26 protein-coding genes and 1 tRNA gene are annotated in these 26,072 nt (G+C 63.3%); 8 read left to right on the top strand and 19 right to left on the bottom strand.

The features are described from left to right. Nucleotides 1–31: 31 nt before the first annotated feature. From JHC99_RS05870 to JHC99_RS05845, 6 genes are all read right to left on the bottom strand, one after another. Nucleotides 32–1,192, bottom strand: coding sequence for a tyrosine-type recombinase/integrase (locus tag JHC99_RS05870; protein WP_292152526.1), 1,161 nt, complete (start codon nt 1,190–1,192; stop codon nt 32–34). Nucleotides 1,193–1,514: 322 nt separating this feature from the next. Continuing rightward, nucleotides 1,515–1,979, bottom strand: coding sequence for a hypothetical protein (locus tag JHC99_RS05865; RefSeq protein WP_292152525.1), 465 nt, complete (start codon nt 1,977–1,979; stop codon nt 1,515–1,517). After that, nucleotides 1,957–2,268: a hypothetical protein gene (locus JHC99_RS05860; protein WP_292152524.1), complete on the bottom strand. Its 312-nt coding sequence runs from the start codon at nt 2,266–2,268 to the stop codon at nt 1,957–1,959. The genes JHC99_RS05865 and JHC99_RS05860 overlap by 23 nt, the downstream gene beginning before the upstream one ends. A 385-nt stretch (nt 2,269–2,653) precedes the next feature. Further along, a complete protein-coding gene (locus JHC99_RS05855; protein WP_292152523.1) occupies nt 2,654–3,904 on the bottom strand; it encodes a hypothetical protein in 1,251 nt (416 codons plus the stop codon). Between the two features lie 86 nt (nt 3,905–3,990). Beyond that, nucleotides 3,991–4,260, bottom strand: coding sequence for a helix-turn-helix domain-containing protein (locus JHC99_RS05850; RefSeq protein ID WP_292152522.1), 270 nt, complete (start codon nt 4,258–4,260; stop codon nt 3,991–3,993). Then, nucleotides 4,260–4,817, bottom strand: a complete 558-nt coding sequence (locus tag JHC99_RS05845) for a GIY-YIG nuclease family protein (RefSeq protein ID WP_292152521.1) — start codon at nt 4,815–4,817, stop codon at nt 4,260–4,262. The genes JHC99_RS05850 and JHC99_RS05845 overlap by 1 nt, the downstream gene beginning before the upstream one ends. A 71-nt stretch (nt 4,818–4,888) precedes the next feature. Here JHC99_RS05845 and JHC99_RS05840 point away from each other — a divergent pair, with 71 nt between their 5' ends. The 4 genes from JHC99_RS05840 to JHC99_RS05825 all read left to right on the top strand — a co-directional run bounded on the left by JHC99_RS05840 (nt 4,889) and on the right by JHC99_RS05825 (nt 7,722). Beyond that, nucleotides 4,889–5,176: a helix-turn-helix transcriptional regulator gene (locus JHC99_RS05840; RefSeq protein ID WP_292152520.1), complete on the top strand. Its 288-nt coding sequence runs from the start codon at nt 4,889–4,891 to the stop codon at nt 5,174–5,176. 665 nt (nt 5,177–5,841) lie between these two features. Continuing rightward, entirely contained in the window at nt 5,842–6,279 is a 438-nt protein-coding gene (locus tag JHC99_RS05835) for a hypothetical protein (protein WP_292152519.1), read from the top strand. A 102-nt stretch (nt 6,280–6,381) separates the two neighbouring features. After that, entirely contained in the window at nt 6,382–6,882 is a 501-nt protein-coding gene (locus JHC99_RS05830) for a hypothetical protein (RefSeq protein WP_292152518.1), read from the top strand. 315 nt (nt 6,883–7,197) lie between these two features. Then, the gene (locus JHC99_RS05825) at nt 7,198–7,722 is read left to right on the top strand and encodes a TetR/AcrR family transcriptional regulator (protein ID WP_292152517.1); all 525 of its coding nucleotides are present in this window, start codon (nt 7,198–7,200) and stop codon (nt 7,720–7,722) included. 221 nt (nt 7,723–7,943) lie between these two features. Here JHC99_RS05825 and JHC99_RS05820 read toward each other — a convergent pair whose 3' ends face one another. The 9 genes from JHC99_RS05820 to JHC99_RS05780 form a co-directional block, all read right to left on the bottom strand. Next, entirely contained in the window at nt 7,944–8,522 is a 579-nt protein-coding gene (locus JHC99_RS05820) for a hypothetical protein (protein ID WP_292152516.1), read from the bottom strand. A gap of 10 nt (nt 8,523–8,532) precedes the next feature. Further along, complete coding sequence (locus JHC99_RS05815; RefSeq protein WP_292152515.1) at nt 8,533–9,705, bottom strand: XRE family transcriptional regulator; 1,173 nt, start codon at nt 9,703–9,705, stop codon at nt 8,533–8,535. Beyond that, a complete protein-coding gene (locus JHC99_RS05810; protein WP_292152514.1) occupies nt 9,702–11,075 on the bottom strand; it encodes a 7-cyano-7-deazaguanine synthase in 1,374 nt (457 codons plus the stop codon). The genes JHC99_RS05815 and JHC99_RS05810 overlap by 4 nt, the downstream gene beginning before the upstream one ends. After that, nucleotides 11,072–11,584 carry a hypothetical protein gene (locus JHC99_RS05805; RefSeq protein WP_292152513.1) on the bottom strand — a complete coding sequence of 171 codons (513 nt, stop codon included), beginning with the start codon at nt 11,582–11,584 and terminating at the stop codon, nt 11,072–11,074. Before JHC99_RS05805 ends, JHC99_RS05810 begins: the two co-directional genes overlap by 4 nt. A gap of 598 nt (nt 11,585–12,182) precedes the next feature. After that, entirely contained in the window at nt 12,183–13,085 is a 903-nt protein-coding gene (locus tag JHC99_RS05800; RefSeq protein ID WP_292152512.1) for a hypothetical protein, read from the bottom strand. Nucleotides 13,086–13,111: 26 nt separating this feature from the next. Continuing rightward, nucleotides 13,112–14,800: an ADP-ribosylglycohydrolase family protein gene (locus JHC99_RS05795; protein WP_292152511.1), complete on the bottom strand. Its 1,689-nt coding sequence runs from the start codon at nt 14,798–14,800 to the stop codon at nt 13,112–13,114. Next, nucleotides 14,797–15,456 carry a DarT ssDNA thymidine ADP-ribosyltransferase family protein gene (locus JHC99_RS05790; RefSeq protein WP_292152510.1) on the bottom strand — a complete coding sequence of 220 codons (660 nt, stop codon included), beginning with the start codon at nt 15,454–15,456 and terminating at the stop codon, nt 14,797–14,799. The genes JHC99_RS05795 and JHC99_RS05790 overlap by 4 nt, the downstream gene beginning before the upstream one ends. Next, nucleotides 15,456–16,859: a 3'-5' exonuclease gene (locus JHC99_RS05785; RefSeq protein WP_292152509.1), complete on the bottom strand. Its 1,404-nt coding sequence runs from the start codon at nt 16,857–16,859 to the stop codon at nt 15,456–15,458. The genes JHC99_RS05790 and JHC99_RS05785 overlap by 1 nt, the downstream gene beginning before the upstream one ends. 128 nt (nt 16,860–16,987) lie before the next feature. Then, entirely contained in the window at nt 16,988–18,292 is a 1,305-nt protein-coding gene (locus JHC99_RS05780) for a hypothetical protein (RefSeq protein ID WP_292152508.1), read from the bottom strand. A gap of 109 nt (nt 18,293–18,401) precedes the next feature. On the opposite strand from JHC99_RS05780, the gene JHC99_RS05775 reads away from it, so the two are divergent. Next, complete coding sequence (locus JHC99_RS05775; protein ID WP_292152507.1) at nt 18,402–19,319, top strand: DUF4238 domain-containing protein; 918 nt, start codon at nt 18,402–18,404, stop codon at nt 19,317–19,319. A 367-nt stretch (nt 19,320–19,686) separates the two neighbouring features. On the opposite strand, the gene JHC99_RS05770 is transcribed toward JHC99_RS05775, so the two are convergent. After that, nucleotides 19,687–19,761 (bottom strand) — tRNA-Val (locus tag JHC99_RS05770). A gap of 205 nt (nt 19,762–19,966) precedes the next feature. Between JHC99_RS05770 and JHC99_RS05765 the strand changes: the two genes are divergently transcribed. Further along, nucleotides 19,967–20,824 carry an aspartate/glutamate racemase family protein gene (locus tag JHC99_RS05765; RefSeq protein ID WP_292152506.1) on the top strand — a complete coding sequence of 286 codons (858 nt, stop codon included), beginning with the start codon at nt 19,967–19,969 and terminating at the stop codon, nt 20,822–20,824. Between the two features lie 9 nt (nt 20,825–20,833). On the opposite strand, the gene JHC99_RS05760 is transcribed toward JHC99_RS05765, so the two are convergent. Beyond that, nucleotides 20,834–21,043: a hypothetical protein gene (locus tag JHC99_RS05760; protein ID WP_292152505.1), complete on the bottom strand. Its 210-nt coding sequence runs from the start codon at nt 21,041–21,043 to the stop codon at nt 20,834–20,836. A 116-nt stretch (nt 21,044–21,159) separates the two neighbouring features. Here JHC99_RS05760 and JHC99_RS05755 point away from each other — a divergent pair, with 116 nt between their 5' ends. Further along, nucleotides 21,160–21,681, top strand: a complete 522-nt coding sequence (locus tag JHC99_RS05755) for a hypothetical protein (RefSeq protein WP_292152504.1) — start codon at nt 21,160–21,162, stop codon at nt 21,679–21,681. Here JHC99_RS05755 and gyrB read toward each other — a convergent pair. Together gyrB and JHC99_RS05745 are read right to left on the bottom strand one after the other, a co-directional pair. Continuing rightward, nucleotides 21,678–24,137, bottom strand: coding sequence for a DNA topoisomerase (ATP-hydrolyzing) subunit B (gene gyrB / locus JHC99_RS05750; RefSeq protein ID WP_292152503.1), 2,460 nt, complete (start codon nt 24,135–24,137; stop codon nt 21,678–21,680). The two genes, JHC99_RS05755 and gyrB, sit on opposite strands and share 4 nt — an antisense overlap. Before the next feature lie 26 nt (nt 24,138–24,163). Beyond that, nucleotides 24,164–25,219, bottom strand: coding sequence for a hypothetical protein (locus tag JHC99_RS05745; RefSeq protein WP_292152502.1), 1,056 nt, complete (start codon nt 25,217–25,219; stop codon nt 24,164–24,166). Between the two features lie 439 nt (nt 25,220–25,658). On the opposite strand from JHC99_RS05745, the gene JHC99_RS05740 reads away from it, so the two are divergent. After that, nucleotides 25,659–26,000 carry an endonuclease domain-containing protein gene (locus JHC99_RS05740; RefSeq protein WP_292152501.1) on the top strand — a complete coding sequence of 114 codons (342 nt, stop codon included), beginning with the start codon at nt 25,659–25,661 and terminating at the stop codon, nt 25,998–26,000. Nucleotides 26,001–26,072: the final 72 nt, after the last annotated feature.

Here is a 26,072-nt window from a genome sequence, read left to right as displayed (position 1 = left end):
GCCGGATTAGATCTCGGCACGTGTGGGTGGGTCAGGCGGCGCGGCGGCCTGAGCGCTCGAAAGCGGCGCTGACGTCGGATTGGTAGTCCGGACGGTGATGGCCGTAGACCTTCTCCAAAGTCCGCGGCGTCATGCCGAGATATTGAGCGGCGCGGCGCAGCGGGACATCGGCCTCCATCAGCCAGGTCGCCGCGGTATGCCGCTGCCAGTGCGGGGTCACCGCATCAGGCAGGCCTGCGTCGGCGACGATCCCGTGGAAGCCCTTGCGGATGCGTCCGCGGATGGCGCGACCGCCGTGATGCAGCACGGTCTCGATCGACGGCAGGCCCGCCTTTGCGCGCTGGAGGTTCAAGGCGTCGTCCTGACGGCGCCAGCGGTGCATATGGCGCAAAAGGCGCTTTGGGATCCGGCACATCGGCCGCCGTTTGGTAGGGTGGTCGGCCTCCTTGCGGCCGCGCCGGTAGATCCAGCCCTTGTCCAGATCGACCCATGCGCAGTCGTCCGATGGCGTCCACCGCAGCTTGGGCAAAACGCCGGGACGGGTGCCGGTATAGATGCCCATCAAGACGAACCGGACGAGATGAGCGCGGTTGGACCGGGTCGACATCGCCGTCTCGCGCCAGCGCCCGTTGACCAGCCGCCAGCCACGCGCGGCGCGCAGGAGAGCGGCGACCTGGTTGCGGCTTAGCGCGTCGCGCGAGCCAAGGATCGCCGCGGGATAGGTGAACTCCGGTTTGCGCGTCAGAGGATATTCGGCGGCCCAGTAAGTGACGGCGGCCGACAGATCCTCAAGTTCGCGGCGCGCGCCGGCGGGGGTCACCAGACGCGCGCGCGATGGATCCTTGAACGTTTTGATCGGCTGGCTCGACCGATGCGCAACATACGCCTGGCAGCTACTGCGGCGAATCTCGCCCAGTGTTTTGCCGCCCCACCAGTCGAGGATGGCCGTCAGGCGCGCGCTGGCCGAGCCCGGGTCGGCGACCTTGGGAGCCTTCTCGCGGGCATAGAGAGCAACCACTTCGTCGACCAGCACCTCCTCAGGGTGTTGGGCGCGATCGGTCGCACGCGACGCGGCCTTGCGCGCCGTTACGTATTCGGCGAGCGCGATTTGAGCGTCTTCAAGGCGCTCCGGGCCGCAGCCTGTGCTGATGTTTTTCTGACCGTCTCGGATGAAGTAGACGGCGGCGACCACCCGTCCTGATTTCGGGTCGATACGGCCGTCGCGAAGGTAGAGGCGTGCGCCTTTTGCCGGCCTACCCACTGGTGCAGCTCGAACAAGCCACGCAGGCTGGCGGGCGTGACGAAGAGCCGGCCCGCGACTTTCGCTGCGCGCAGATGGCCTTTACGGATTTCGTTGCGCAGCGAAGAGAGCGTGAGTGGTCCGTCGGGGAAGAAGACCGCCACCGCTTCGACCAGGGTGAGTGGCTCGTCGTCGCCCCAGTCGCGCGGGTCTGGCCGAAACTGGCTCCGGCCTGGGCGTACGGGCGGAGGAGCGCTGTGAAGGGGCTCACTCTTCACTTGCCCCGGCCACGGCGTTTCTTGATCGTCTGGATATAACGCTCGGCGTTGTACCAGCCGTAGCGCGTCTCGGCCGCCGGCGGCTTGCGGCTGTGGACGCGAATGGACGCCACGGTGTTTTTGGACAGCCAGCGGCTGATCATCGCCTCCGTCTCAACGGTCGCTGCGCCCGTCTCAGGGTCGGACAGGCGCAGCGACAGACCCAGCGGCATACGGAACTCGGAGGTTTTCACCGTGCCGAACAGATGACGCTTAACGGCATCCGCCAGAGACGGCGCGGCGGCCTCGACGTAGAGGAGCGTGCCGGCTTCCAACAGAACGATGTGGTCGGGGCCGCCCTCGGTGGTGAAGACGGTTTCGCGCAGGCTGATAATCAGGTCGCCAGGACCGGACGGGAGACGCGTGTCGAGCAGGCACGACAGGTGGTAGGTTTCATAGTCACGCATGGGAATGCCTTTCATTGGAAAGCCTCTGGACACAGAGTCCGAATATTGGGAAAAACGCAGAATTAACGGTGTGATCACTGGAGACGAGATGGCCCGCCTGCCCGCTTTGATCGACGCTCTGACGCTTTGCGATGATCGCCCCCGCGGTACGATTGATCACGTCGCCAGAACCCTGCGCGAGGCCGGCCTGATCCAAACCACCAAGCGCGGCCGAGGCGCAGCCGAGATGACGGCATTGGACGCCGCCGCCCTGTTGCTGGGCCTGTACGGGCTGGCAGATGCTTCCCCCGACGCGATCGCCCAAGTGCAGGTCCTTGCGGATCTGAAGCGATTTGGCAGAGCGACCCGGAAAGGGTCTCCGTTCGGGGAACACGACCCGCTCCCCGACGTGTTGCGCCCAGTCACAACCGCTGCGAGACTTCTGGACGCAGTGGCCGCCTTGATCGAGTTGGCGCCTCTTCTGCACCCAAGCACCGGCGAGAAGGACGTGATGCCGACGGGACGGTTCCAGGCCGAATTGGATCTTCGGCGACCCCGCTTGAGCGCGAGCATCCAGATAATCTGGCGGTCCGAGGCGCCTGATCGGCAAGGAATCACCGTGAGCTACCATCCCGCCGGTCGTCCGGCGGGCCGTAGCCCCACGGAGGAAGCTTACGCAGTAACGACCCGGGTGATGCGGCCGGTTTTCGCTACGCTTCATAGTACGTTGTTTCCACAAGCGGAGTCGGGACTTCGGACTTAGGTCTGTCTCCGATGAAAATGCGGCGCGTGGCTTCGATGATGAACTCGCCATTCATGCCAGTGACGTTGTCCAGACGACGACGTTCGCGCTTCTCCATGGCGTGACGCGCCATCTCGGTGTTGTTCACGAAGTAGTGCTTCAGCGTACGGTGAACGGTATCGATGTCGTGGCTGGTGATGGTTGAGATTTCCAGCGCGTTGCAGTCCGCCTTGGCCAGTTCACAGATGACCGTGTGACGCAGCTGACGAAGCTGAAGCTTCTGATCGAAGCCTGGAACGCTCTTGCGGATACGGGTGTAGGCCTTCGACAACTCGGGCCCGGTGAAGGGTTTGCCCGTGTCGCCTTTGGGGAACATCCATTCGCCCTCACGATAGTTGTCGTCGAGCACGCGACGGGCGGAACGGTTGAGGATCTCGATTTCGATCGGGCGTTCACCCTTGACGCAGCGGTAGCGGAACACACCATTCTTGTAGTGGGTCCCGTAGCGGAAGTTGCGCACACTCTGCAGGCGTTGGCCGATCTCCCACTGCGAGATCATCAAAAGAGCCAGGCCGCGCTCACCCGTCTGGATGGCGGCGGTGACCGCGCAGTGCAGCTCACCAGGCGACCACAGGCGGATAGGTGCATCAGGGATCCGGGACTTAGAGGCAACTTCCATCCCCGCAGAGCGCCAGCCCTCACGGATAGCCTTACGAATGAGAACGCTGAGCTCTTGGAACGCCTTCTTGCGCTGGTGAGGGCTTTTGAGGCGAGCCTTGATGATTTTGTCAGTCTGGGATTCCACCACGACCGACGGCGCCAACGAAGGATCTCCGCCAAACATCTTGAGCAGGGTCTTTTGTGTCGAGGCATAGGTGCGCCTGCTGGCCGGCTTCAGGTCTTCCCAGGACAGTTCCCGACGCAGCTCGATCAGATGCTCCCAGGAGCGTTCAATCTTGGGGGGCACAGTATCGTTGGGAGCGAACTCACCGGCCCGCATGGCTTCCAGCTGGCGAAAGAGCTCGTCGGCACGCTGTTCGACCTGCGCTTCCTGCGCGGCCGTCATCTGCTCGAGGACAACGCTGTCGCGGCCGTCGACCAGAATCGGGATGGTCTTCTTCCAGCCCTTGGGGCAGTTGCGGCGCACCGCAAAGCGGAACTGAGATGTCCCGTCCAAGCGATGGCGGACACCCACACACGTACCGTAGTTCTTGATCATATGACCTCCAGATTGTTGCAAAACTCCTTCCATTCCGTGTTTTTCCCAGAATGAATCCGAGTGTCTATTCTGTGTTTTTCCCAAAATCAACCCCCTTTGTGACGACGGCGGCGAAGCGCCGCCAGTCGACGCTCGGTTTCCAGCGTGTGCGACATCGGCACCGGCTCCTTCGTCAGAGCGGCGATGACGGCGAGGCGTGCGAACAGCGACTGACGACCATGATCGATCGGGGTCGGCAAACGCCCGCTCGCCACACGACGCCACAGTGTCGCCCGCGAGATTCGCGCCAGCGCCATGACTTCCGCCGTTGTCAGCCGCTGTGCGGCAGCCAGGTCTTGCGGCTCGGCGTCGCTCATCAGTTCAGGCTCGCGCGGTCGATGGGCAGGCCGCGCATGCGCTCGCGCATCAGCATCAAGACTTCGGCGCCTTGGCGGTCATTGCGGAACTTGATGTTGAGGGCCGGGTGGCGGCTGGCGATCAGGGCCTTCTCAATCTTCATGGCGTGGCGCGACACGCGTGCCGCCACCGAGACGTTAGCTTGGACCCAGGCGCTCAGCTTCAGCTCGCTCTCGCGTTCGAAGCCGAAGTAACGCTCGCCAGGGCGAGGCCAGACGACGAGGCCGAGTTCCTCGGCCAGCACCGCTCCCAAGGACATGCGAAAGGTCGAGATGCAGGTGTCGTCCGACAGATGGCACTTCACGCGGGTGCGCAGGCTGTCTTCCGTGGCACCCAGGTAAAGGATGGCGCGCTTGCCCAGGCGCAACGGATCGAGCTTCAGGCTGGCGCGGCGCAGCGCCGGCTCCAACGCCTCGGGGTTATCCAGCAGCATGGCGTAGACGCCGCCAGTCTCGGGCAGCATGCGGGCGTGATCGCGCATCGCACGGGCGGGTTGAATCAGATAGGTAGACGTCATAGTGTGAAGGCTCCTTTTGCCCATATGGGCGAAAAGTGCCCAGTGACATCCAGCTAGCATGTCGGAACCTGATGGTCAATAACCGCCCACATGGTAATTTTTCGCCCACGACAGTGCAGCTCCTTGCGGCGCGTGCCGGGCTCGGGCTGTCAGTCGAGGCCCTGGCGAAAGAAGCCGGGCTGGGCGTGAACACGGTGCGCCGCGCGGAGGCCGGCGGCATGCAAGTCCTGACAGCGGCTAATGCCGAGCGCTTGGTTGCGACGCTCGAGGCGATGGGAGTCACATTCCTGCACGCCGATGCGTCGGGGCCCGGCCTGCGTTTCGCCAATGCGCCTGGCCCTATCGCAGAGCCTGACTGAACGCATTGTGTCGCGAACGTCCTCCCCCGGCGGCTGACCCAAGGCTCAGGCGCGATTTTGATAGACGCCTGCGTGGTGACTCGAAGCGGGGTTCCGTCCGTGGTCCCGGCATTGGTGGTCGATGCCAGGGGCTCAGTCGTGATCACCATGATCGATGCCTGACCGAGAGCACGAAGATGGCCTCCCGAGCCGTCCCGCTTTCGACCTGATGTGCAGCGCCGACGCTTTGCCTGACCTTTAGATCGATACCGCCTGTTGTTCCATCAGCGTGGGCGAGGTCGCCATCGCAGGCGCCGATGCCTTCGCGCCGTCCCTTGGGGCAGCGAGGCCGCACGACCTCCAAAACGCACTCGCCAGCTCCGGCGGACACCCCTGTCCGACGAGAGTCCGACATCGAGTCCGACGGCTGCCGCCAGAAGCGAGAAGCGCAGCCTTAAAATCTTTCGAAATCAGCCGGTTGACTGGCCCCCCGACGCAGCCCGGGAAAAAGTTTTCGGGGTCAATTCCAGTCCGGCAGAGGCGAATATTTTCAATGGCTTAGGAGAAGCGACGATTTCGAACTGACGCACACTGTCTCAAGCAGTCTCAGGCTGACGCACACCTGTCCGACGTGTGAGGCGACGCTGGCTTCACCACCAAACACCCCTATTAGAAGGATCACCTATATGAGCCGCACCACGCCAAGCTTCGGCCACCCGCCATCGCCGATGGGGCCTTGGAAGAGCAGCCCGTTCAACGCCGAAATGGCACCGACCGCAGCCGCTAAGCGGGCTGGAGCGTTTTCGAACCCGCTGTATCTTGGTCTGCTCGTCAAGCTGCCAGACCCTGACGGGGTTGGCTCGGTCGAGCTGGAGCATCCCGGTTACATTCGTCAGATTGTCGACCTCACCCCCCGCAGCGCCAGTCACCTGACGATCCCGCGTCACGTGCAGTTCGAGGTGCAGGGCTGTCCCTCGGTGATCGGGCTGGCCCTGTTCAATGCCGACGCTGTCGCAGAAGCCTACGGCGTCCTGCGCAGTCATTGCATCACGTGGCAGCGTCCTCAAAAGTTTGAGTTCGCGTCACACCAGATCCTGGTCAAGCGCCCGACCCGTCCCGTCTGACGGGGGCCGGCGATCCTGTGCTCCCGCAGAGTCCCCGGCCATCTCGCCCCACATCCAAACCACGCAGGCCGTTCTGCTCGGCTGCATTCCAAGGTCAACTCCATGACTACGAACAACACCAATAAGGCCAGCCCCGCTCACGTGCCCGGAGCGCCGTACCCCATTCCTTTCGATACGCCTGAAGCCGGCAACATTGTCATGCTCAACGGCCGTGAAGGCCTGCACCAAGCCGTGAAGGAGGGTAGTTATGGCCGTTGGACGTTCCGAGCGCTGAACATCGACGGTAAGCCCCTGGTCACCGCCAGCGCAGGTGAGATGATCACCTTCGATCTGCCCATCTACTTCTGCTTTGCTTCACGCCATCCCGGCGAGATCGTGGCGCTGGTGAGCGGTCCGGACTTCGATGTCACGTACAACCCGCCCGAAGTGGCCGCGTCGCTCTTCCAGAAGGTATACTCCGGTGCGTTGATCCAGTTCGCTGAGCTAGCGAAGGCGGCCGGGTTCGACACGGTCGAGCTGACGAACGGCTACGTACCGTGGGAGGGCACGATCGAAGAGCTGATCGAAGAGTGCCGCGAGCTGGCGGCTGGAAACTCTGCATAACAACTTGGTCGGCTGGCCGAGTTCAGCCGACTACTGTCCCAGCCTGCGGCCACGCCCAGTCAACGGAGCCAACGATTCCAGACGTCGACATCCGGATGGGCTTTTGTAGCGAGTGATCCACATAGAGCGTCGGGCGCACCGACTTTTGCTTAGCAGTCGTTACAGATAGCACAGTCCGGTTGCTAACCCTTCTGTAGCGATCGCTTGGTATAGCTGTCGGTGGGGCAGCTGGCATATTGAGCGATCGCTATGGAAATCAGAGGGCCCCGCGGCAGACCTCGACAGTTCGATCGTGAGAAGGCGCTGGGCGAAGCGATGAAGCGCTTCTGGCTGCTCGGGTACGACGCTACTTCGATGCGGGATTTGGGGGAGGCGATGTCCTTATCCCAGCCCAGCATCTACGCAGCCTTCGGCAACAAGGCTCAGCTGTACTTGGAGACGATCGACGCTTTCGAACGGGGAGTATCCTTCCTCGACATGTCGGCTCTTACGAACGCGCCGAGCCTGTCGGAGGGCGTCGACCGCCTGCTCGAAAATCTTATCAGGCGCCTCACGAAAACTGGATCACCGAAAGGCTGCATGATCCTGAGCGGGACTGTCGCCGCCCTAGGCGAACAGAGCACGCTTACCTCGCGCCTGATAGAGCGCCGGGGTGACTATGAAACCGCATTATTTGCCGCGCTTCAGACTTGGCTGCCGGGGCACAAGACGAAGGTCACGGCAGCAATGCTAACGATCTTCGCGCGCGGCTTGTCGGACCGGGCACGAGACGGCTGCCGCGCACCTGAGCTTCGACGATCAGTATCGGAGTTCTGCTCGCTCGTTGGGAGCGGCGCATAGCGCCGCACGGCTTACTAACCTTCCATGTCGGCACGACCTGATCCGCGGGAATGGTTCCGATCTGAAGGCATGTCAGTCGGCCGGCTGAGCGTCACTAAAGTTTAGATCTCTCCGGCACTGCCTCAGCCGCCCGCTCGATCAAACCCGTACGGCGGCACTGGCAGGCGCCCAGACTGTCTTAACCGCGCGTCGGTGCCACCAGCTTTGTTTTCCGGCCGCCGTCAACCCGCGGGCCGCCGCACTCGCGCCGGTAAACTATGGCATCTCATGGCGCGTTCGGCACCCACGACTCGCACTATCTCATCTGCATGATGGTCAGGCACACACATTCGGGCACCGGTCAAAGCGGCGAACAGTACGTCGCCGAGGTCCTCACCGCAGGCGCTGCGGACCTCGGGTGACAAGAGCAGATCCACTGTTGAAAGGACCGTGAGCGTTTCGAAACGTTTCGCAGCGATCTGGGTGGCCTTTCGCTCGTCGATCAACGCGCCTGCGCCTAGCCTATAAGCGCAGGCTAGGGTGGCGGCCTCGCCGTCGTCGAGGGTTTCGGCTGCAGCGCCGCTTACAAGAGAAAGGAACAGCGCCTCATCCTCGGCCGCAAGAGCCACGACCTCGGTCAGACCCATGTGGAGCAGCCCCGCCATTTCGTCGGCGGCCTGGCGTCCCTTTGATCGACCGCGCTCCAACTCGGCCAGCGCCACGTCAGTTATGCGCAAGGGAACCGACGTGGCGCTAAGGATGACATGCGCGCGCTCGGTGGCAATGAGATTAATCCAAACACTTGCGTCCGCGATTCTCATGCGCGTCGCCTCAGCCTAGGAGCCGAGGTGAGTCGTCGCGGCCGACCTCCTCGTCCTGATAAGCATTGATCAGAGCTCTCACGTCGACCCGATCAAGCTGAAGAAGTCGGGCGATTTGACCTTCGCTGAGCAGCGACTTGGCCCACGCCTCTCCTACCAACAGGCCGACCCGCATCGACACCGGTCGAGCGGCGTCTACGCGTCCCTCATCGGACGAGATCGCCTCCCCAAGAACTTGCCGCGCCTGCTCGTCGGTGATGCCGCCGTTGTTGGCGAACCAGTCCCAGGTTCCGGCCTTAGTCAGTCCGATCTCCTCCAGCCGTCTAACCATGGCCTCGCGCGAGACGCCGAACAGGTGAGCCATCACAATAACGTGGCGCCGGGTGAGCTGAGTCGCGCCGACGGTGACCGACTTGAATTGGGCCATCACGGCGCGGGCTGGGGTGAGCAAGGCCTTGGCGAAAGCGATGGCGTATCTCTCCTCGCGGCTGCTTTCGGGCGACCCCGCATACAGAGCGTCTGGATGCTTCCGGGTTGAGACGAAGTGACCGAGTTCATGCGCGGCGGTCTGCGCTCGGCGATCTTTGGGATGCGACGCGTTCAACAGAATGCAGGCACCAGCGATGTCGTCGAAGGCGTAGAGGCCGGAGATCTTTGGCGGCAATCTGCGGGTGAAGATTCGCGCGCCCAGCTGGAACTCCAGAACCGAGACGATGTCCTGGACCGGCCCGGTCCCTATCCCGAGCCAATGGCGAAGTTCGGCCGCATCCTGCTCGGCTTGAAGAACCACATTTCCTGGTAACAGAGGTCGCTCGGGCGGGTCGTTGCGAACACGCTGCACACCTAGCAGAGCCTCGAGCTCCAGCTCGGCTTGGACTAGGGTGGTTAGCAGCTCTACCGCCCCATCAACTGCCGCATCAGGCTCGCCGGTGCGGCGGAAGCGCGGCTTGAGATCGATCTGCACCGCTTCGCGCCGCAGTAGGGCGTTGACCGATACGCTGTAAGCGGCAGCGAACCTTTGCAGTTCATCAAGGCGGGGCCGGCGCTGTCCTTGTTCGATGGCTACCACGGTTGTCCGAGCGATCTGAAGAGTTTCTGCCGCGGCGGCTTGGGTTATACGTGCCGCCTCGCGGGCGAGGCGTAGGCGCTCGCCGATCTCTTCTTGGGTGAGATCGTCGGTCATGATCGCGCGCTTGCGAGTTGCGACACGAACGATCGGGGCCCGAGGGCCTTCCTGAAGGCGCGCCATTCCTCGGCGTGCCGCTCCAACATCATACGCAACTGCTCTTCTACCTGTATCGGGTCGCTACTTAGGGCTTCAGCGGCATCCCGTGCGGCACGCTGAAGCTGACGCGCGTGTAGAGGCGATTCCACCAAGTCCGCCAAGTGGTCCATGTGAAGTACGCCCGCGACGGCATATGCCCGCAGCGCCGGGGTGAGCTTGACGAACCCGTCGACGACGCCGTCCTCATACTCCTCGGCCGACAGGCGTTCCCAAACGTAAGCACTGGCAGGCTCGTCAATGCCAGCCGACAGCATACTGACCCTACGCAACATACAGGCGGCGCAAACACCGCACTGGCGACGTTTGCCGTCGAACCCGGTCTGCCGCGATTGCTGCCAGCAGGAGCGGGTGTCATGCCAGCTCGGCGGTTGCGCAAGGGCGTCCGCGGCCCGGAGTGTTTCGCCTTTGGTGCTGAACAGCCGAGGATAGTCGTAGCTGACAGCCCATCCGGTCAGGGCCAACAGAAGTCGTTCCATGCGACGCGAGAAGGTCGGATGAACACGATAATCGGGGTAGATCTGGCCGCTGACCGCGAGCATCGGCCCGAAGGCGCCCTGCCCGCTCTCGGTGACGACGATCCGTCTGACCTTGGCCAGGATGGCAGCGATGCCGGTCACGGCGGCGAACTTGAAGCCACGCGAGCGCGCGGAAGTCTCGACACGTTCGCTGGAGTTCACCTTGTACGGCACGATGGCGAAGGGCTGCCTCTTCCTCTTGCTGCGGGGCTGATCGACGCCGCCCGAGCCGAGTCGGACACGCACGAGGCCTGCCGCGCCCTCTTTCGCCGCCACGAGCGCATGCACGGCACGGGAATCTAGACCATCACTATAAGGCATGATGGTGGTGACGCCACCCGCGAGGTCGAGAGTGGAGTTCCGCCGCTCGACTGCTTTGCGACGCGGCATGAAGGTAAACCGCCAGACATCGCCAGTCAGGTAGCCGAGGGCGTTTTCGAGCGCGGCTTTGACCGCTTCGCTGTTCCAAAGCCCAGGATCGTGCACGGCGACGCGTAGGTCGAAGTGGCGGCTCCACTGGCGCAGCGGACGCCGTTTGACTGCGTCGCAGAACTCAGCGGCGCCGGCGACCACAAGCAGATCGATCAGCGTCGGATTCCAATCCGCGAAGAAATAGTTCTCGAGCCCCTCGGTGTCGAGTTCGATCACCTCACCGATAACGGCGGCGGACGAGCCATTGCGAACGGTCACGCCTGGCTCGAGAACGTCCACCAAGAAGGTCGGCTGCTCGCCGATGATATTGAGCGCGGTCACAGGGCTACTCCTTCATCCAGGCCGCTGCGGTCCGCCTTCGCGGTCAGGGCGCGGTGCCGTGCTCCGCTCGCGAGACCCGATGCCAGTTGCGCCAGTTCCCCAGAGGTGATCGCCGCCGCAAGGTGGTTGCGCAGACGCCCGGCGTCCGGCGAACGCTCGCGGTGGTAGTGTTCCTCCATCTGCCGGGCACCTCGGATCGCCCGGTCCTCGAGGAAATGTTCGATGCTCTTCTCGTAGGCGGCCGCGCCAAGCTTAGCGTCGCGCGCTTGGTCGTGGGCGTGGTCCGCCAGTAAAGCCTCCATCGGATTGCTGGCTTGCGCGCGCAGACGTTTGGTTTCGGAGACAGCGATCTCGGGAAAGAGGCGGCCACGATCGTCATCGCCGAGCGCGGTCTTTACCGCTTCGGCGAAGTCTGCACGGATCGATTTCCACTCTTCGACCAGAGGAGGGCGAAACGCCTCCGCGACCTCCGTGACCGTATGCGCGGAGTTCTCGGCGATCTTGGCCAAGCTCTTCCACGTCTTGCTCATATCTAGGGTGCGGTACGGCCCATCACTCATCGTAGATCTCCAGTGATAACACTGTCGCTCGAACTATCTGACATTGTCAAGATCCGTGATACCAGCATCTGACATTGACGTGCGAGAGCCGACACGTTCTGCGCTAGTATGCTTGCGGGCGATTATTCTTGTGCGGCGCGCAGATGCGCCGAGCTACGGGCTGAAGCCGCGGTCAGCGATCTTGATGTGGTTGCTATTGAAGACCTGGGGCGTCGCAGGAATCGTTCGGTCCCATGGCTCTAGGAGGCGACAGGCATGCGTGACATCAGCTGCCGTCTTTTCCTCGTTGGCGGACATGTTCAGCACGAGGAGCCGATTTCGATGGATCAGTCTTGGCCTGCGTCGACGATCAAGCGAAACCCTTCCGACTTTCTTCACGGGCGGCAGACGAGGTGCACCGTGGGCCACGTCGGCCCGGTACACAGCACCACAGCGCAGTCAAGGCAGACGACGTCGATGTTCTCAACCTATCTCTCGATGCCATGAAAGCGAAAACGGGAGTTTATGGCTTAGGGCTCGACCGGGCGTCCTTCAAAACAATAGAGTCTTACGCCAGCAAGATGTCGGAAACAGAGAGGGTAGCGCCTTCGAAACGAGCCTTCCATTCTCTATCCCAGCAGCCCCAACCATCGTGGAGGGGGCGAACTGAAGATAGGTTATGAACGAAGCTAAGAGGCCTCTGAGCCCGAGACATCTGGCCAATCGAAATTCTAGACCAAACCACTCCGGCCAGTTCCGAGAATCGAGGATCCAAGAAAGCGGTGCGCGGCACATCGCCCCCCTTCCGCCCAATGCGTGGGGCGTATTCATAACCGCCACCAACAACCTCGCCTTCCTCGTTGAGTGTCACGAGTTGGTCTCCAAAGGGATAAACGGCGCTCAATATCGTTGGTAGTGGTCGATCAGACGCATACAAACCAAAGCGACCCGCGCTGATCGCAATGATGCGGAGATCGTCCGCACCGAATAGACCTTGGGCAGCGTAGCGCGCCATGGCTTGGTGCTTGGTCCATAGGGCGCTGGTCATCCTCAGCTCGGCCTGCCGTCCAGGGAAAACGCCGACGCCACCACCCTCGTTAATGGGAACCGGTCCCCGAACCTGATCTGGTCCGTCATCGCCCGGCCCCGGAGCGATCGCCTCGATCCAGATTCTGCGATCTCCATCTATGACGCAGAGGTCAGGCTGCCCACCTTCGCGCAAGCGCTCCACCGTAGGACGAAGCGCCTTCCCAGCGTCTAGCAAGCGACAGCCCAGGTACATTTCCCAGAATCTGGCGTCGGGATCCTGTGCAAACCCAGCGACGAAATCTGTGTCTGCATAAGGCCCGTAACGCTGCCACAGCGCGCTGAGCTCGGCTCTGATCTCACGCTCGTCGTCATACGCTCCCGCTCGCAGATTGCGATATCCGAGATCGCACTCTTCGCCCGCGATGCTCCAGAGATCGGTCAAATGATCACCGTGCAGATTGGAGGCTCCTAGCCACGGCGGCGGCGCTCACGAGCGAGCTTGGCCTTCGCAATGATTGCGGCGAACGCGACAACAACATCTGCCGACTGCGTTTCCTCAAGAATTCGATTGAACGTGCGGCCTATGAGCCGATCTTCGAACTCGCCTTGAATGACGATGTCTGTCCAGTAATCGAGCCCGGACAATTCTTTTACTGGCGAAGGTCGAGTCTGCTCGCTGGGCCTTTGAAGGGGCGGCTGCTGGTCGAACAAATTGCGTGTTCGCGACTCCTGAGCTTCCACAACTCGATTGGGGCGCGCCGCCTGGCGGGTCCCCGGTAACTGCGATGGTTTTACCTCATCCTTCAACGAAGCCTTCCGCTTGGCCAACACGGTCTGGCCGAACGGAAGCATGCACCACTGCCAGACCGCGTCCCCGGCTGGGTACTCAGGACCGATCGGCTCGATCTCACCAAGCCCGATCATCGCAAGACCACGAGCGGTCACGCCAACCACCGCCGTCTGCTTGGTGGGGGGCGTCCAGTGAACAAGGTCGGGATAGGTGAAGCTATCTTGCGGTGTGCCCGCGGAAATCGCGGCGAGCCGACGAGCCTCTCGGGTAATGTAGTCTCTATCTTGAACGGACCAGTCAGGCTCTAATGGGCTTACACAACCGCCAATCGCCCCAGCCATGGTTGCGATCGTATCGGTGTCACTATCAAGTGCGTTTGCGGCAACGACCAACGCCTCCGCAAGCGGCCTGTCTCGGAAAAGCCAACACAAGACGGCGGCCGCGAGCGCAGTCTTCTGGCCCGATCCCCGGAAGCGCTGCGATAGGCAGCCGGTCCGGTCCAAAGCGGCGAGATAATCGCGATCCGGCGCGCCGGAAGGCTTGCCGCTCACCACGCGGACGTCCTTGATCGCCTCATTCTGGAGTTCAGCGATCGCTTGCTGGAGCGATCTCCCTCCGGCGCCCTCCCACGCCGACAACCAGAACGCGGCCAGTTGTGAATCTGCAGAAATCAGTCGCGGGATGTCATCGAACTCTTTGACAAAGCGAGCCCAATCTTCTGGCCCCGGAACGGCTCCATGGATGAGCGCGTGTGAGACGCAGCGGGCGTGGAAAACCGCACCGCAGAAGCCGTGAGGATGACCGTGGGTTACGATCGCGTTCCGGAGGACATCGATCATAGTGTCGTCGGAACCAGATCCTGCCCAAACATGGGGCTGGATCCTCATGGCGGCACCGTTCCCACCACCATTGATGTACGTCTGACCCGCGCTGTCGAAAAAGTTCGAGAACCAGTTGACGCTGCGCCGTGCGAGATGGGCTGCAGCCGCTTTCGTGCCTAGGCCGGCACCTAGGGCATAGCTCGGCCAAATCGTGACCTCGACCTTGGCGAATGCTTCGACGTCGAAATTCCCGTCTCCTCGGATCGAGCGGGACACCGACAGCCGAAGCTGGGTGTCGTCTGAGTAGGTTCCGGCTGGCAGATGCACGCGTGGCCCCAACCGGCCGCCAATCATCCGCTGCCAATCGACAGGCTCAGAGACTGTTTTCGAGCCGGTGCGATGAGCGACGCCCGCTTCACCGCGAGACAGTTCTGTAATCCAGCCGAGCGCATCTCCGGCCGCCGCCCAGAGGGCTGACCTGACAACCGCTTCTGTCCGGTCGGCCGAAGACCGCGAGCGTTCAGTGGAAGGGATCGCGGCGTTCAATTTCGTTTCCCGATGAACTTCTGTGGAGACCATACAATCTCGACGTCCTGCAAGCCAAACTCTTCCAGCCAGCCAGCGACCTGATCCTGATACTCCTCCTCACGCACGTAGATGCGACGCAGGAAATCCGTGGAAACTTCGCCAGGGTAAAGCGCCTCGGCTTGCTCACACGTTGTCAGCTCCGCCGCTCGAAGACCTCTGAATGCTCGCCAGCTCGGCTTCTTTCGATGGATAGTTGGCGCGAACAATGCCGAGAGGCCATCGGCACCGCCGGCTCTGACGCACTGATCATATGAATTGTTTGTTGTGGCGAAAACGACGTTATCGTGTGTCAGTATTACTGGGTCGAAACTCAGGATCGCCCACCAGACCTGTCCGCCAGCATGCCATTTTTCCGAAACATCGAGGTAGCGGCGGTTGATCTCGGAGATCGACAGATTCACATAGTCCAGCCAGTTCTCGCTCTTGTCGAAGTAGGCGCTGGCCTCCGGGCGAACGGCGGCATTCACATGGAGGATGTGCGCGAGATAGGCGTCCTGAGGAAGACGAAAGCGCGACTTCAGTGCATGGCTCGCCAGCGTGCCGACCAGACCCCGGTGAGTTGTAAAATGCAGCACCTCGGCAATCTGGCGCTCATCGATAACGGTTTGGATCATCACACGCTGATCTCATCGTAGGTGCCTGCTCCGAAGTATTGAGTGAGCCGAGACTGTTCGCCTAGTTTGTAGCCGACGATAACTTCACGCCGAGCCCGCGCGACAGCGACGGCTAGTAATCTCCTCAGAACGAAGACTTCATCATCCACCTGTTCGTCTGGGTATGGAGTATTCTCTTCGTTGAAGCCGATAAGGAAGACGTAGTCGAACTCTAGCCCCTTCGCAGAGTGAAAGGTCGATAACGCAACATTCTCATCGCCCTCGGGCCAGTCCGCCTCGCGCGTTATCTCTACATACCGGAGTCCGCGACGACGCAGACCGGCCTTTACGTTATCAAACCACTGACCACCTTGAGGCTTCAGGAACGCCACAGAATCTTTCGTCAAATCGACGTTCGCTTGGATATAATTCAACACCCACTCGAGCTGACGATTGTACAGACCACGAAGAACCCTCGGGCGCGGCCCTCTGCTCGTAGCAGCTGCGAGGTTGGGCAGCACACCGTCAGCTTCCGGCGTAATTCCATTTAGGATCGACGCCGCGAATGCCGCGATTTCCACGGTGTTTCGATGGTTCGCGCGCAGCGTATGAACCCGCTCAGGGCGCACATCGAACCCGGCCTCGACCCAAGTAAAGCCTCGCGCATAAATCCTTTGAACAGTGTCGATGACAAAAGTCACAGCGTGGTCGGCCCCTAAGTGCCGGCGTATTGCTCTGAGCTGATTGGCAGAGAAGTCTTGGCTCTCATCAATGATGACGACGTCATAACCGATAGGTTGAACTTCCCTAGCCATTCGGACAGCGACGGTATTCCAATCGGCGATCTCCTGTTTGCTGAGCCAGGCGAGGTATGGATAGACCACGTTATCCAGCAGCCGTCGACGCACAGAGCGATCAACTCGCGGCATGGCGCCGCGGCCCGTTCGCTCGGCCGCGATATAGGCCTCCAAGTTCTCGGGCTCGAAGCGACCAAGAAGGTAGTCAACTTCCTTGACGACATAATCCGCAGATAATTCTGTAATGAGGCCCGCGAGTTGCCGAAGCTTATTTCGGACTCGCTGGGTTGGCACATTTGGGAAGGCAAGCGCCGACATCGCCCACCGGCCGAAGGTGTCGATCTCGAGTCTGACATTCGCGCCGGCTGAAATTTGGGTCTCGGCTAGAGTTTTTACGTAACCCGCCAATGTTCTGTTAAACGTAAGAACCAGGACGCGGACGGGCTCTTGCAGCCCCAACCGTGCGTGCCTCGCGGCGAACATCAGGCATAGTGACCTTAAGCGGAGAAGGGCTGTAGAAGTCTTTCCGCTGCCGGCGGCACCGCAGATGACTTCAACACCCAATCGATTCTGACTGATCAGCGGCAACTGTTCAGCGGTAGCTGTGACGCGCGGCAGGGTCTTCAATATTATCTCCCCCAACCCGTCTCGCCGATTGTGACATGCCGAGTCTGCTGCCGGCTAACCGTTAACAGTGATGCGAAGTTCTGGTGTGAGTCGCTAGGCCTCCGCAACCGGCACGTGTTCCAGAGGTGTCAGTCAAATAGGGTCAAGCGTCCATCGGGCGGGATGATCGGCGCGATACCGAAGCCGCCCGCCGCGTCCTGCAGAAAGACCTCCCGAACGATGCCGGCTGCGGGAGACGGAAGGTGGAACTCGCCCTCCCCGAACGGCAAGACAGCCCGGTAGCGACCGCTTTGATGGAAGTAGCCGCCGCGAAGCGAAATCTCGCCTTTATCCGACACGATCCGGCGTTGCGCCGGCTCGTGGCTCACCAAGCCGATCGCCGGGCTCAGCGACGGCGTTCGCTGCGCCGAACCAGCGCGCCAGGCGCTGAACGCACTGTTGTGAGCGAACGCGAAGGTGTGGCTGATTGCGCGCTCGTTCGACGCTGTCACATCTACCAGACCCGGCTGATAGAGGATCATGGCTTCGAGGGGACCGCGATCGGTATCCTGGATCGCCTCGCTGGCCCAGGTCGCGAAGCTTTCAAGGTCGGCGTTCTCGTGCAGGCGGACGAAGAGCGCCCTCGCCACCCCGGCGTCTTGTGAAGCATGTTTGCGGGCGTTGGACGCGCCCCCGCTGAGCTTGTCGACAACCGTTTGACGTTCGTTGGGGGCATGGCCGGCGTGAACGACCAGTTGCCAACTCGGCAGACGCTCCGAATACGGTCCATACTCAGGTGGCAGGTCGTGAACCAGCACCGACCACGGGCCGATCCTATCGATCCCGCCAGGCCCCTTTGCGATGAGGTGATCGACGGCCTCGGAAAGCTCGCTCCAGGCTTGGGGGGTTGCGAAGGTCTCCGAAAGTGCGACCAGACCCAAAGCGCGCTGCTTCCATTTCTTCAGGCCATCCAGGAATCGACTCTCCAGCCGTGCCGCAGCCGAGAGAAACTCACGCTCCTTGTGGGTGACGGCGAAGTTCTTGAGCGACAGATGGAGCTGGCCGGCGCCCTCGAAATCGACGACGGCATCATAGCCTCGAGCGTGGCGTTTCGTTGGGCTGACCACCCCTGCTTGTCCTGCGAAGAACGGGACGCCGACGAGCTCGAACATCGCCCCACGTCGCCTGTTTTCCTCGCTTCGGATCGCCGCGACCTGCTCCTTGATGAAGGCCGGATGGTCCGCCATCCTGACGATCCCCGCTCCGAGCAGATACAACTGGCCCGACGCGAGCCAATCTGTCCGGCGCCACAGCTGGTGTAGGGGCGTGTCCCCCTTTGCCAGCCAGCCCCCCCCGAAGGTCTTCTCGACCGCGGCGATGGCTTGGTCGAATTTCGAGGCTTCGTCCAGCAGCGGGTTTTGTCGCCGCTTTAGGGCAATCGGAGTATTCGTCATCCGAACAGGGTGCGGCATCGACTCGCCAATTCCAACCACGACGGCGTCGCATGGCTCCTTTATAGGCTGCCGCCGCCCGTTGGGGCCCATTCCAACCGAGACCGCTAAGATGACCCAGACATCCGCGCCGACCCCACCGAAGAGCGAGAAGCAGAACCAGCATTTCATCCCACGTTGGTGGCTTAAAGCCTTCGCCGATAGGGGCGGCAACATCTGGGCCTTACAGGGCGACCAGGTTCAAGTGGTAGGAGCAGGCTCCGTCATGAGCGCCGACTGGATCTATACCCTTTTCGACAGTTGGTGGCGTCCCTCTGACGCGGTCGAAGACGGCCTCTCGAAGATCGAAGGGACCGCCAGCCGACTGTTCCGAAACATTGAGGCCAGCGGCGCCGCCGGCGACGAGGACTGGTCGGCGCTTCTCTGGTTCATCGCCCTGACCGCCTGTCGGCATCCGACCACCATGGATCGCAGCGTGGAGCTGTCTAAGGAACTCGGGGTCTTTCTTTCGGAAGTGAAGACTTACCCCGATGGCGCTGCGTTCGAGACAGCGTTCGAAAGCCGTTTCGGATCGAAGCCGCCAGTGGACATGCATCCCATTCTATCGTCGCTTCCTCAAAGGACGATTGACGGTTCGATCCTAAAACTACTCGAGTTGCAGCCGTACGATCCGTCAATGCCCCAGACGGACGCCTTGCTCGCGACGGATGACGTGGCAGCGGTCATGAGAAGTATGGATTGCAGGCTGCTCACCGCACCGGCCGGGGCCTACTACGTTTTGGGCGATCGTCCGCTGCCAGCAAAGGATGTCGCTCATGGCTTCACGATCCCGCTGTCCAAGACGCTGGCCCTAGAAGCGAGTCCGGGATCGAGTTCGACGGGGGCCAGGTCCAGCGCGGAGGCGACGGCGGATGAAATCGAAGCCAGCAACTTAGCTCAGGTGCAGCGTGCCGAAAGGACTGTGATCGGGCCGGATCGTGAGGCTCTACGATCGCTCGCCCCGCCGCCGGAGAAGAAGGTGAAACGCTAGCTGAGGCGCGTTGGATTTCAAACCCTCGCCGATACCTCTCCTGCTGCGCTTCCCGCTCCACTACGAGCAGCGCGGCCTGGGCGTTGACGCACTCGTCCAGCCCCGGGAACCAAGGAGTAAGATTCTGTCGGCCTGCGCGTTGAGCGGATTTGCCACATCCAAGAGCAGACAGGTTCAAGGTCAGCTTTGAGTCAGGAGCAGCTGCACGAACCAATAGCCTGAGAGGCGTCAGAGGCGGCGGCAAGACGCAAACGCTCAGCAAGTGTTGCATCCGCCGCACCGACCGATCAACGCCCGCGCGCAAGCGTTTCTGGCTAGTTTCCGGCCAGTGCCCGCAGGCCAAAATATGCTAAGTTGTTGAAAGGAATGGTGGACGCGACAGGGATTGAACCTGTGACCCCCTCGATGTCAACGAGGTGCTCTCCCGCTGAGCTACGCATCCGCCAAGACGGTTCCGGGCTGACCGCGAGCGGGGTCCGGAACGGGAAGGAGCGGTCTATAGCCCACCGGCCTATCGGATCGCAAGGCCCTTCGCACAACTGATTCCCCCTTGCGGGCGCCAACCCGACGGCGCGGAAGCGCAGCCGTTAGCGGAGCCGTTTTCATTGTCATGGACGGCCGGGCCGCCTGCGGCTAAAGGCGCGAGCATGGCGATAGGCGTATTCGATTCCGGCGTCGGCGGGCTGACGGTCCACCGCGAACTGGTCAACCGGTTCCCCGATCGGGACTTCATCTATTTCGCCGACCAGGCCAATGCGCCGATCGGCGGCAAGACCGGCGAACAGATCGTCGATCTGACCCGCGGCGGGTGCGAGACCCTGTTCGACGCCGGGGCCAGCCTGGTCGTCCTGGCCTGCAATACGGCCTCGGCCGTGGCACTGCGCCGGCTTCAGCAGACCTGGATCCCAGAACAGAAGGCGCGCTACGGGCGGCCGGTCAATGTCCTGGGCATCATCGTGCCGACCATCGAGGCGGCGACCGGCCTGCCCTGGACCTATGAGGCCGACCTGACGGCACGCGACGACAAGGTCGAGGCCATCGACATCACCGGCGTCTTCTCGACGGCGGCGACGGCCATCAGCCGGGTCTACGAGATCGAGATCGACAAGCGGCGCGAGGACCTGGCGGTCTTTTCAGAACCCTGCCCCGGTCTGGCCGGTCTGATCGAACTGGGGGCCACCACCGAAGAACTGAAGGTGGTGGTGGACGAGCACGTCGATGCCCTGCGCCGACGTATCGGTCGCCATCCCGACACGGCCATCCTGGGCTGCACCCACTACGAGATCGTGGCGGACCTGTTCGCCGGCGCCCTGCCGCCCGGTACGCCCCTGATCCATCAGCCGACGGCGGTGGCGGACGCGCTGGAGCGGTACTTCGCGCGCCATCCCGAGTACGACCTGGGGTCATCCGGCCGGCGGTCCTTCCTGACCAGCGGCACGGCCGGGCCGCAGTCGGACATGGTCAACCAGTTCTGGGGCGCGCCCCTGGCCTTCGAGGCCGTCTGACGCGCAGGCTCAGTCTTCGTCCTGGCTCAGCAGCTCGAACATGGCTTCGGCCTCGTCGAAGGTCTCGTAGACCAGTTCCTCGGGCGGGTTGACGATCCAGAACCGGCTGATAACGCCGCCGGCCGCATCGGTCTCGTCCTGCTGCCACATGGCGTGGCGGATATGCCCCTGAAGCAGGGTCCAGACGCCTTCACCTGCGGGATGGTCGAGAACGGACATGGCGGCTCCTGGACAGGCGGACGGTAAGAGCGACCACAGCACCGTGCTCGTTCGCGATGCAAGCGCTTGACGCAGTTGTCCGGTTCCGGCGTCATGAACGGCGAGGGAGACCGCCCATGATCCGCACCCTGTCGGCCGCACTGGCGGTCATGCTGATGGCGACCGGCGCATCGGCGGAGGTCGTGTCACGGACCGCCGACGGCTTCGTCCTGCGCTACGAGGTCGCCTTAGAGACGACGCCGGACGATGCCTGGGTCGCCGTGGGAGAGGTCGGGCGCTGGTGGAACGGGGCCCACACCTATTCGGGCACGGCAACCAACATGACCCTGCCGCTCCAGGTCGGCGGATGCCTGTGCGAGGCCCTGGCCGACGGCACGATCTTCGAGCACGGCCGGGTGACCCGGGCGGACCCGCAGGCCGGCGTGGCGATCGACGCCCCGCTGGGTCCGCTCAAGGGCAAGGCGACCCGGGCTGATCTGGACCTGACCTGGGCGAACGAGGGGCGGGGCCTCAAGCTGGCCATGACCTTTACCGTCGGGGGCCCGGGCCTCGGCGCTTTCGCCGGACCCGTGGACGGGGTCATGGGCGACCAGTTCGCCCGCTGGGTCCACTATGTCGAGACCGGCGAGACCCCCTAGACGTCCACCGCCGCATCCAGGGCGTTGGCCTGGATGAACTCGCGGCGCGGCTCGACCACATCGCCCATCAGCTTGGCGAACAGGTCGTCGGCGTCGTCGGCGTGGTCGACCTTGACCTGCAACAGGGTGCGGGCGTTGGCGTCCAGCGTCGTCTCCCACAGCTGTTCGGGATTCATCTCGCCCAGGCCCTTGTAGCGCTGGATGGCCAGGCCCTTCTTGCCCGCATCCAGCACGGCGTTCAGCAGGTCGATGGGGCCCCGGATGGTCGTGGACTTGTCCTTGCGGCGATAGATGGCGGGGGTGTCGAACACGCCCTCGAACGCCAGGGCCCGCTCGGCCAGGCGTCGCGCGTCAAGCGAGCGGATCAGGGCCTCTTCCAGCACCACGCTCTCCTTCACGGCGCGGCGCGTACGGCCGAAGACCACGGCCCCCTGTTCGCCGGGGAAGCCGCTCCAGGAGCCGTCGCCCTCCTCGGCATAGAGATCCAGGCGCGTCGCCGAGGCCGCCGCCGACGCCGTATGGTCGCCCTCCTCGGCGAACAGGCCGGCCAGGGCCGACTGCTCGATGGCGAACAGGGGCGCGCGCTGTGACAGCCTGTCGGCCAAGGCCTTGAACGCCTTGGCCTCGCGGACCAGGGCCTGGAGGTCCTGACCGCTGCGGCGCTCGCCGTTGGGCAGGTCCAGCGACGCCTCGGACGACCCCTCCTCGATCAGGTAGGAGTCCATCTCGGACTGGTCCTTGAGGTAGCGGAAGCTCTTGCCCTTCGACACCTTATAGAGGGGCGGCTGGGCGATGTAGATGTGGCCGCGCTCGATCAGCTCCGGCATCTGGCGATAGAAGAAGGTCAGCAGCAGGGTCCGGATGTGGGCGCCGTCGACGTCGGCGTCGGCCATCAGGATGATCTTGTGATAGCGCAGCTTGTCGGCGTTGAAGTCGTCGCGGCCGATGCCGGTGCCGAGCGCCAGGATCAGCGTCCCGATCAGCTCGGACGACAGCATCCGGTCGAACCGGGCCCGCTCGACGTTCAGGATCTTGCCGCGCAGGGGCAGGACGGCCTGGTTCTCGCGGTTCCGCGCCTGTTTGGCCGATCCGCCGGCCGAGTCGCCCTCGACGATGAACAGTTCGGACTTGGCCGGGTCGCGTTCCTGGCAGTCGGCCAGCTTGCCGGGCAGGGAGCTGATGTCCAGAGCCGACTTGCGCCGGGTCAGGTCGCGGGCCTTGCGGGCGGCTTCACGGGCGGAGGCGGCCTCGATGATCTTGGCGACCACCTGCTTGGCCTCGACCGGATGTTCCTCGAACCACTGGGACAGGCCCTCGGTGCAGAGGCCCTCGACGGCGGGGCGGACCTCGGATGAGACCAGCTTGTCCTTTGTTTGCGAAGAGAATTTCGGGTCCGGCACCTTGACCGAAAGGACGCAGGTCAGGCCCTCGCGCGCGTCCTCTCCTGACGGGGCGACCTTCTCCTTCTTCAGGGCGCCCGAGCTTTCCATATAGGCGCTCATGACCCGGGTCAGGCTGGTGCGGAAGGCCGACAGATGGGTGCCGCCGTCGCGCTGGGGGATGTTGTTGGTGAAGCACAACATGGTCTCGTGGTAGGAATCGTTCCACCACAGGGCCAGGTCGATCTCGATATTGTCCTTCTTGCCGCGAATGACGATGACGTCCTTCAGGATCGGCGTCTTGGACTTGTCCAGGTGGCGCACGAAAGCCTCGACGCCGCCTTCGTAATGCAGGATTTCCTCAAACGGTTCGGCCCCGCGATCGTCGCGCAGCTTGATGACAACGCCCGAGTTCAGAAAGGCCAGCTCGCGCAGACGGTGCTCCAGCGTCTTCAGGTCGAAGTCGATGTGGCTGAAGGTCGTGACCGACGGGTAGAAGGTGACCTCGGTGCCCGACAGGGGCTGGCCGGCCTTGTCGCCCGTTTCGCGGAGGGGCGCGTCGCCGGTGACGGTCAGGCTTTCGACCGTGTCGCCACGCTCGAACTTCATCTCGTGGCGCTTGCCGTTGCGGTAGATCTTCAGCTTCAGCCAGTCGCTGAGCGCATTGACGACTGACACGCCCACGCCGTGCAGGCCGCCGGAGACCTTGTAGGAGTTCTGGTCGAACTTCCCGCCCGCGTGCAGCTGGGTCATGATGACCTCGGCGGCACTGACGCCTTCCTCGGCATGGATGTCGGTCGGGATGCCGCGCCCGTTGTCGGTGACGGTGACCGAACCGTCGGCGTTCAGGATCACCTCGACCAGGTCGGCATGGCCGGCCAGGGCCTCGTCGATGGCGTTGTCCACCACCTCATAGACCATGTGATGCAGGCCCGAGCCGTCGTCGGTGTCGCCGATATACATGCCCGGCCGTTTGCGCACGGCGTCCAGCCCCTTGAGAACCTTGATGGATTCCGCGCCGTAGGCGGCTTCTTCGGCCGTATCTTCGTTGCGGGCGGTTTCGGGCAGATCGGTCATTCAGGGGTCCGAAAGACGCGGGTGGCTCAGGATGGCGACAGGGCCATCGGACCCGCTGGAGACTGTGGTGGGGCCGCGACCAAATCAGGCCGCGCGACTGGGTCCACTATACAGGAATCCGGACGATAAAAGCGAGGGAAAGCGGTGTCGCCCGTGCCGGCGGCCGGGCCCGGACCCCCGTCGGGCGATGCCACGGGGTCGTCCGACGGGGCTTCGTCGTCGGCACCGGGAAAAACAGGGTCCGAAAGGTCCGAATGGTCCGAAACCGGCGCTTCGGCGGCGGGCGTCGGGCGGCCCACGGGCATCTTTCTGAGTTCTTCGATCAGGCCGGTGATGGCGGCGTGACCGGCGGCATTGTCCTCCGACAGGCCCGTGGCGGCCTTCGCCACCTCGCCCACGGCCTTCATCTTGAGCGTGATCAGGTCCAGCGGATCGGGCTCGGGCGGCCCCTGCTCAGCGCGGGCGGCCTCGGCGATCATCCGGGTCAGCTGGCGATGCGACCTCAGCCAGGACGCGGCCTCCGCCGCCCGGCCCGCATCGATGGCGCGCTGGGCGTGGATCAGGGCGCGGGCCGCCATGTCGGCCGGATCGGGCGCCGGGCCCGCCAGCGCCGCCTCCATGTCGAACGCCCCGGCGCCGAGGGATTGGGCGTCCGATGCGTGGGTCTCGACCGGATCCGGGTCTGGCTGGTCCTGGCGCCGCCAGCCCTCGCGCTGGGCCCGGTCCCTGAACGTGGCGCGCTTGATCAGATAGCGTTCGCAGACGGTCCGGGCACTGTCCCCGGCCAGATAGTCGGCCCGCGCCTGGTCCCAGACGTCGCCGGAACGGATGGCATAACCGCCCCGCTGCCCCGTCGCCCGGGCCGCCTCGTCCGGCGACATGTTGCGCTCGATCCCGTGATCCAGATCGCCCCAGCCGGTCAGGCCGTTCGCCGGCGCGCCGCCGGTGTCGTCGTGGGGCGGAAACACTTCGGGCCGGCAGTTCTCCGGATAATAGGTGGTGTCCCCATACTCGTCCTGGCTCCACGCCCCGCGCGCCACGATCCGCGGCTGGCGCCGGGGTGTGTCCTGATCCCAATCCATGATGCGTCCTCCCACGCGCCGCCCCGAAGGCAGGGCGAGACCATGATGAGGGCGGCGCGGACCTGGGCGCGTCCGAGGGGGTGTTTTCCGGTGCGATCCCTTGTGGCGCAAGGGATTGGACCCGCGAGGTTTGAAACCTCAGGGCCGTGGGCGAGCCGGAATTCAGGTTTTTGACCCCTCTCCCGGCGGGAGAGGGCTTGAGGCCCGCAGAGCGCAGCGATGCGTCTTGGCCGAAAGGGTGAGGGGCTGCTGTTGAAGTCGGCGTAAGCCGTATCCCCGGCCGTTCGACGGCTCACGCCGACTGAGCCGCCAGCCCCTCACCCTTTCGCGCAATCCTGATCGCTGCGCTCTCAGGCGCTCAAGCCCTCTCCCGCCGGGAGAGGGAACAGTTGGCAATTTCCACTTCCCTCCGAACGGGAAACTCGTCCAATCTGCAACCATGTCCCGCGCCCGCGATCTTCGCCACTCCGCCGGTCTCGCCGAACAGCGGGTCTGGGCGCGGCTGCGCGGCGGGGCGGTCGAGGGCTTCAAGGTCCGACGTCAGCACGAGATCGGCCGCTGGATCGTCGATTTCGCCTGTGTGCCGCTGAGGCTGGTGATCGAGATCGACGGCGGGGTGCATGATCGCGACGACGTCATGCTGAACGACCATCTTCGTCAGACCGAGATCGAGGCCCTGGGATGGACGGTGGTGCGGTTCACCAATGAGGTCGCCCTGACCGAGCCCTGGCGCATCGACGACGCGATCCGCGACCGGGCGCGGGTGGTGGGGCTCAGGTAGCTCCCTCTCCCTCCATGTCCCTCTCCCATCGGGAGAGGGCTTGAGGCTCGCAGAGCGCAGCGATGCGCCAGC

It is taken from the genome of Brevundimonas sp., from assembly GCF_016463485.1.
GTDB lineage: Bacteria > Pseudomonadota > Alphaproteobacteria > Caulobacterales > Caulobacteraceae > Brevundimonas.
The sequence above is the reverse complement of the archived record's forward strand: the minus strand, read 5'-3'. Positions and strand labels throughout refer to the sequence as shown.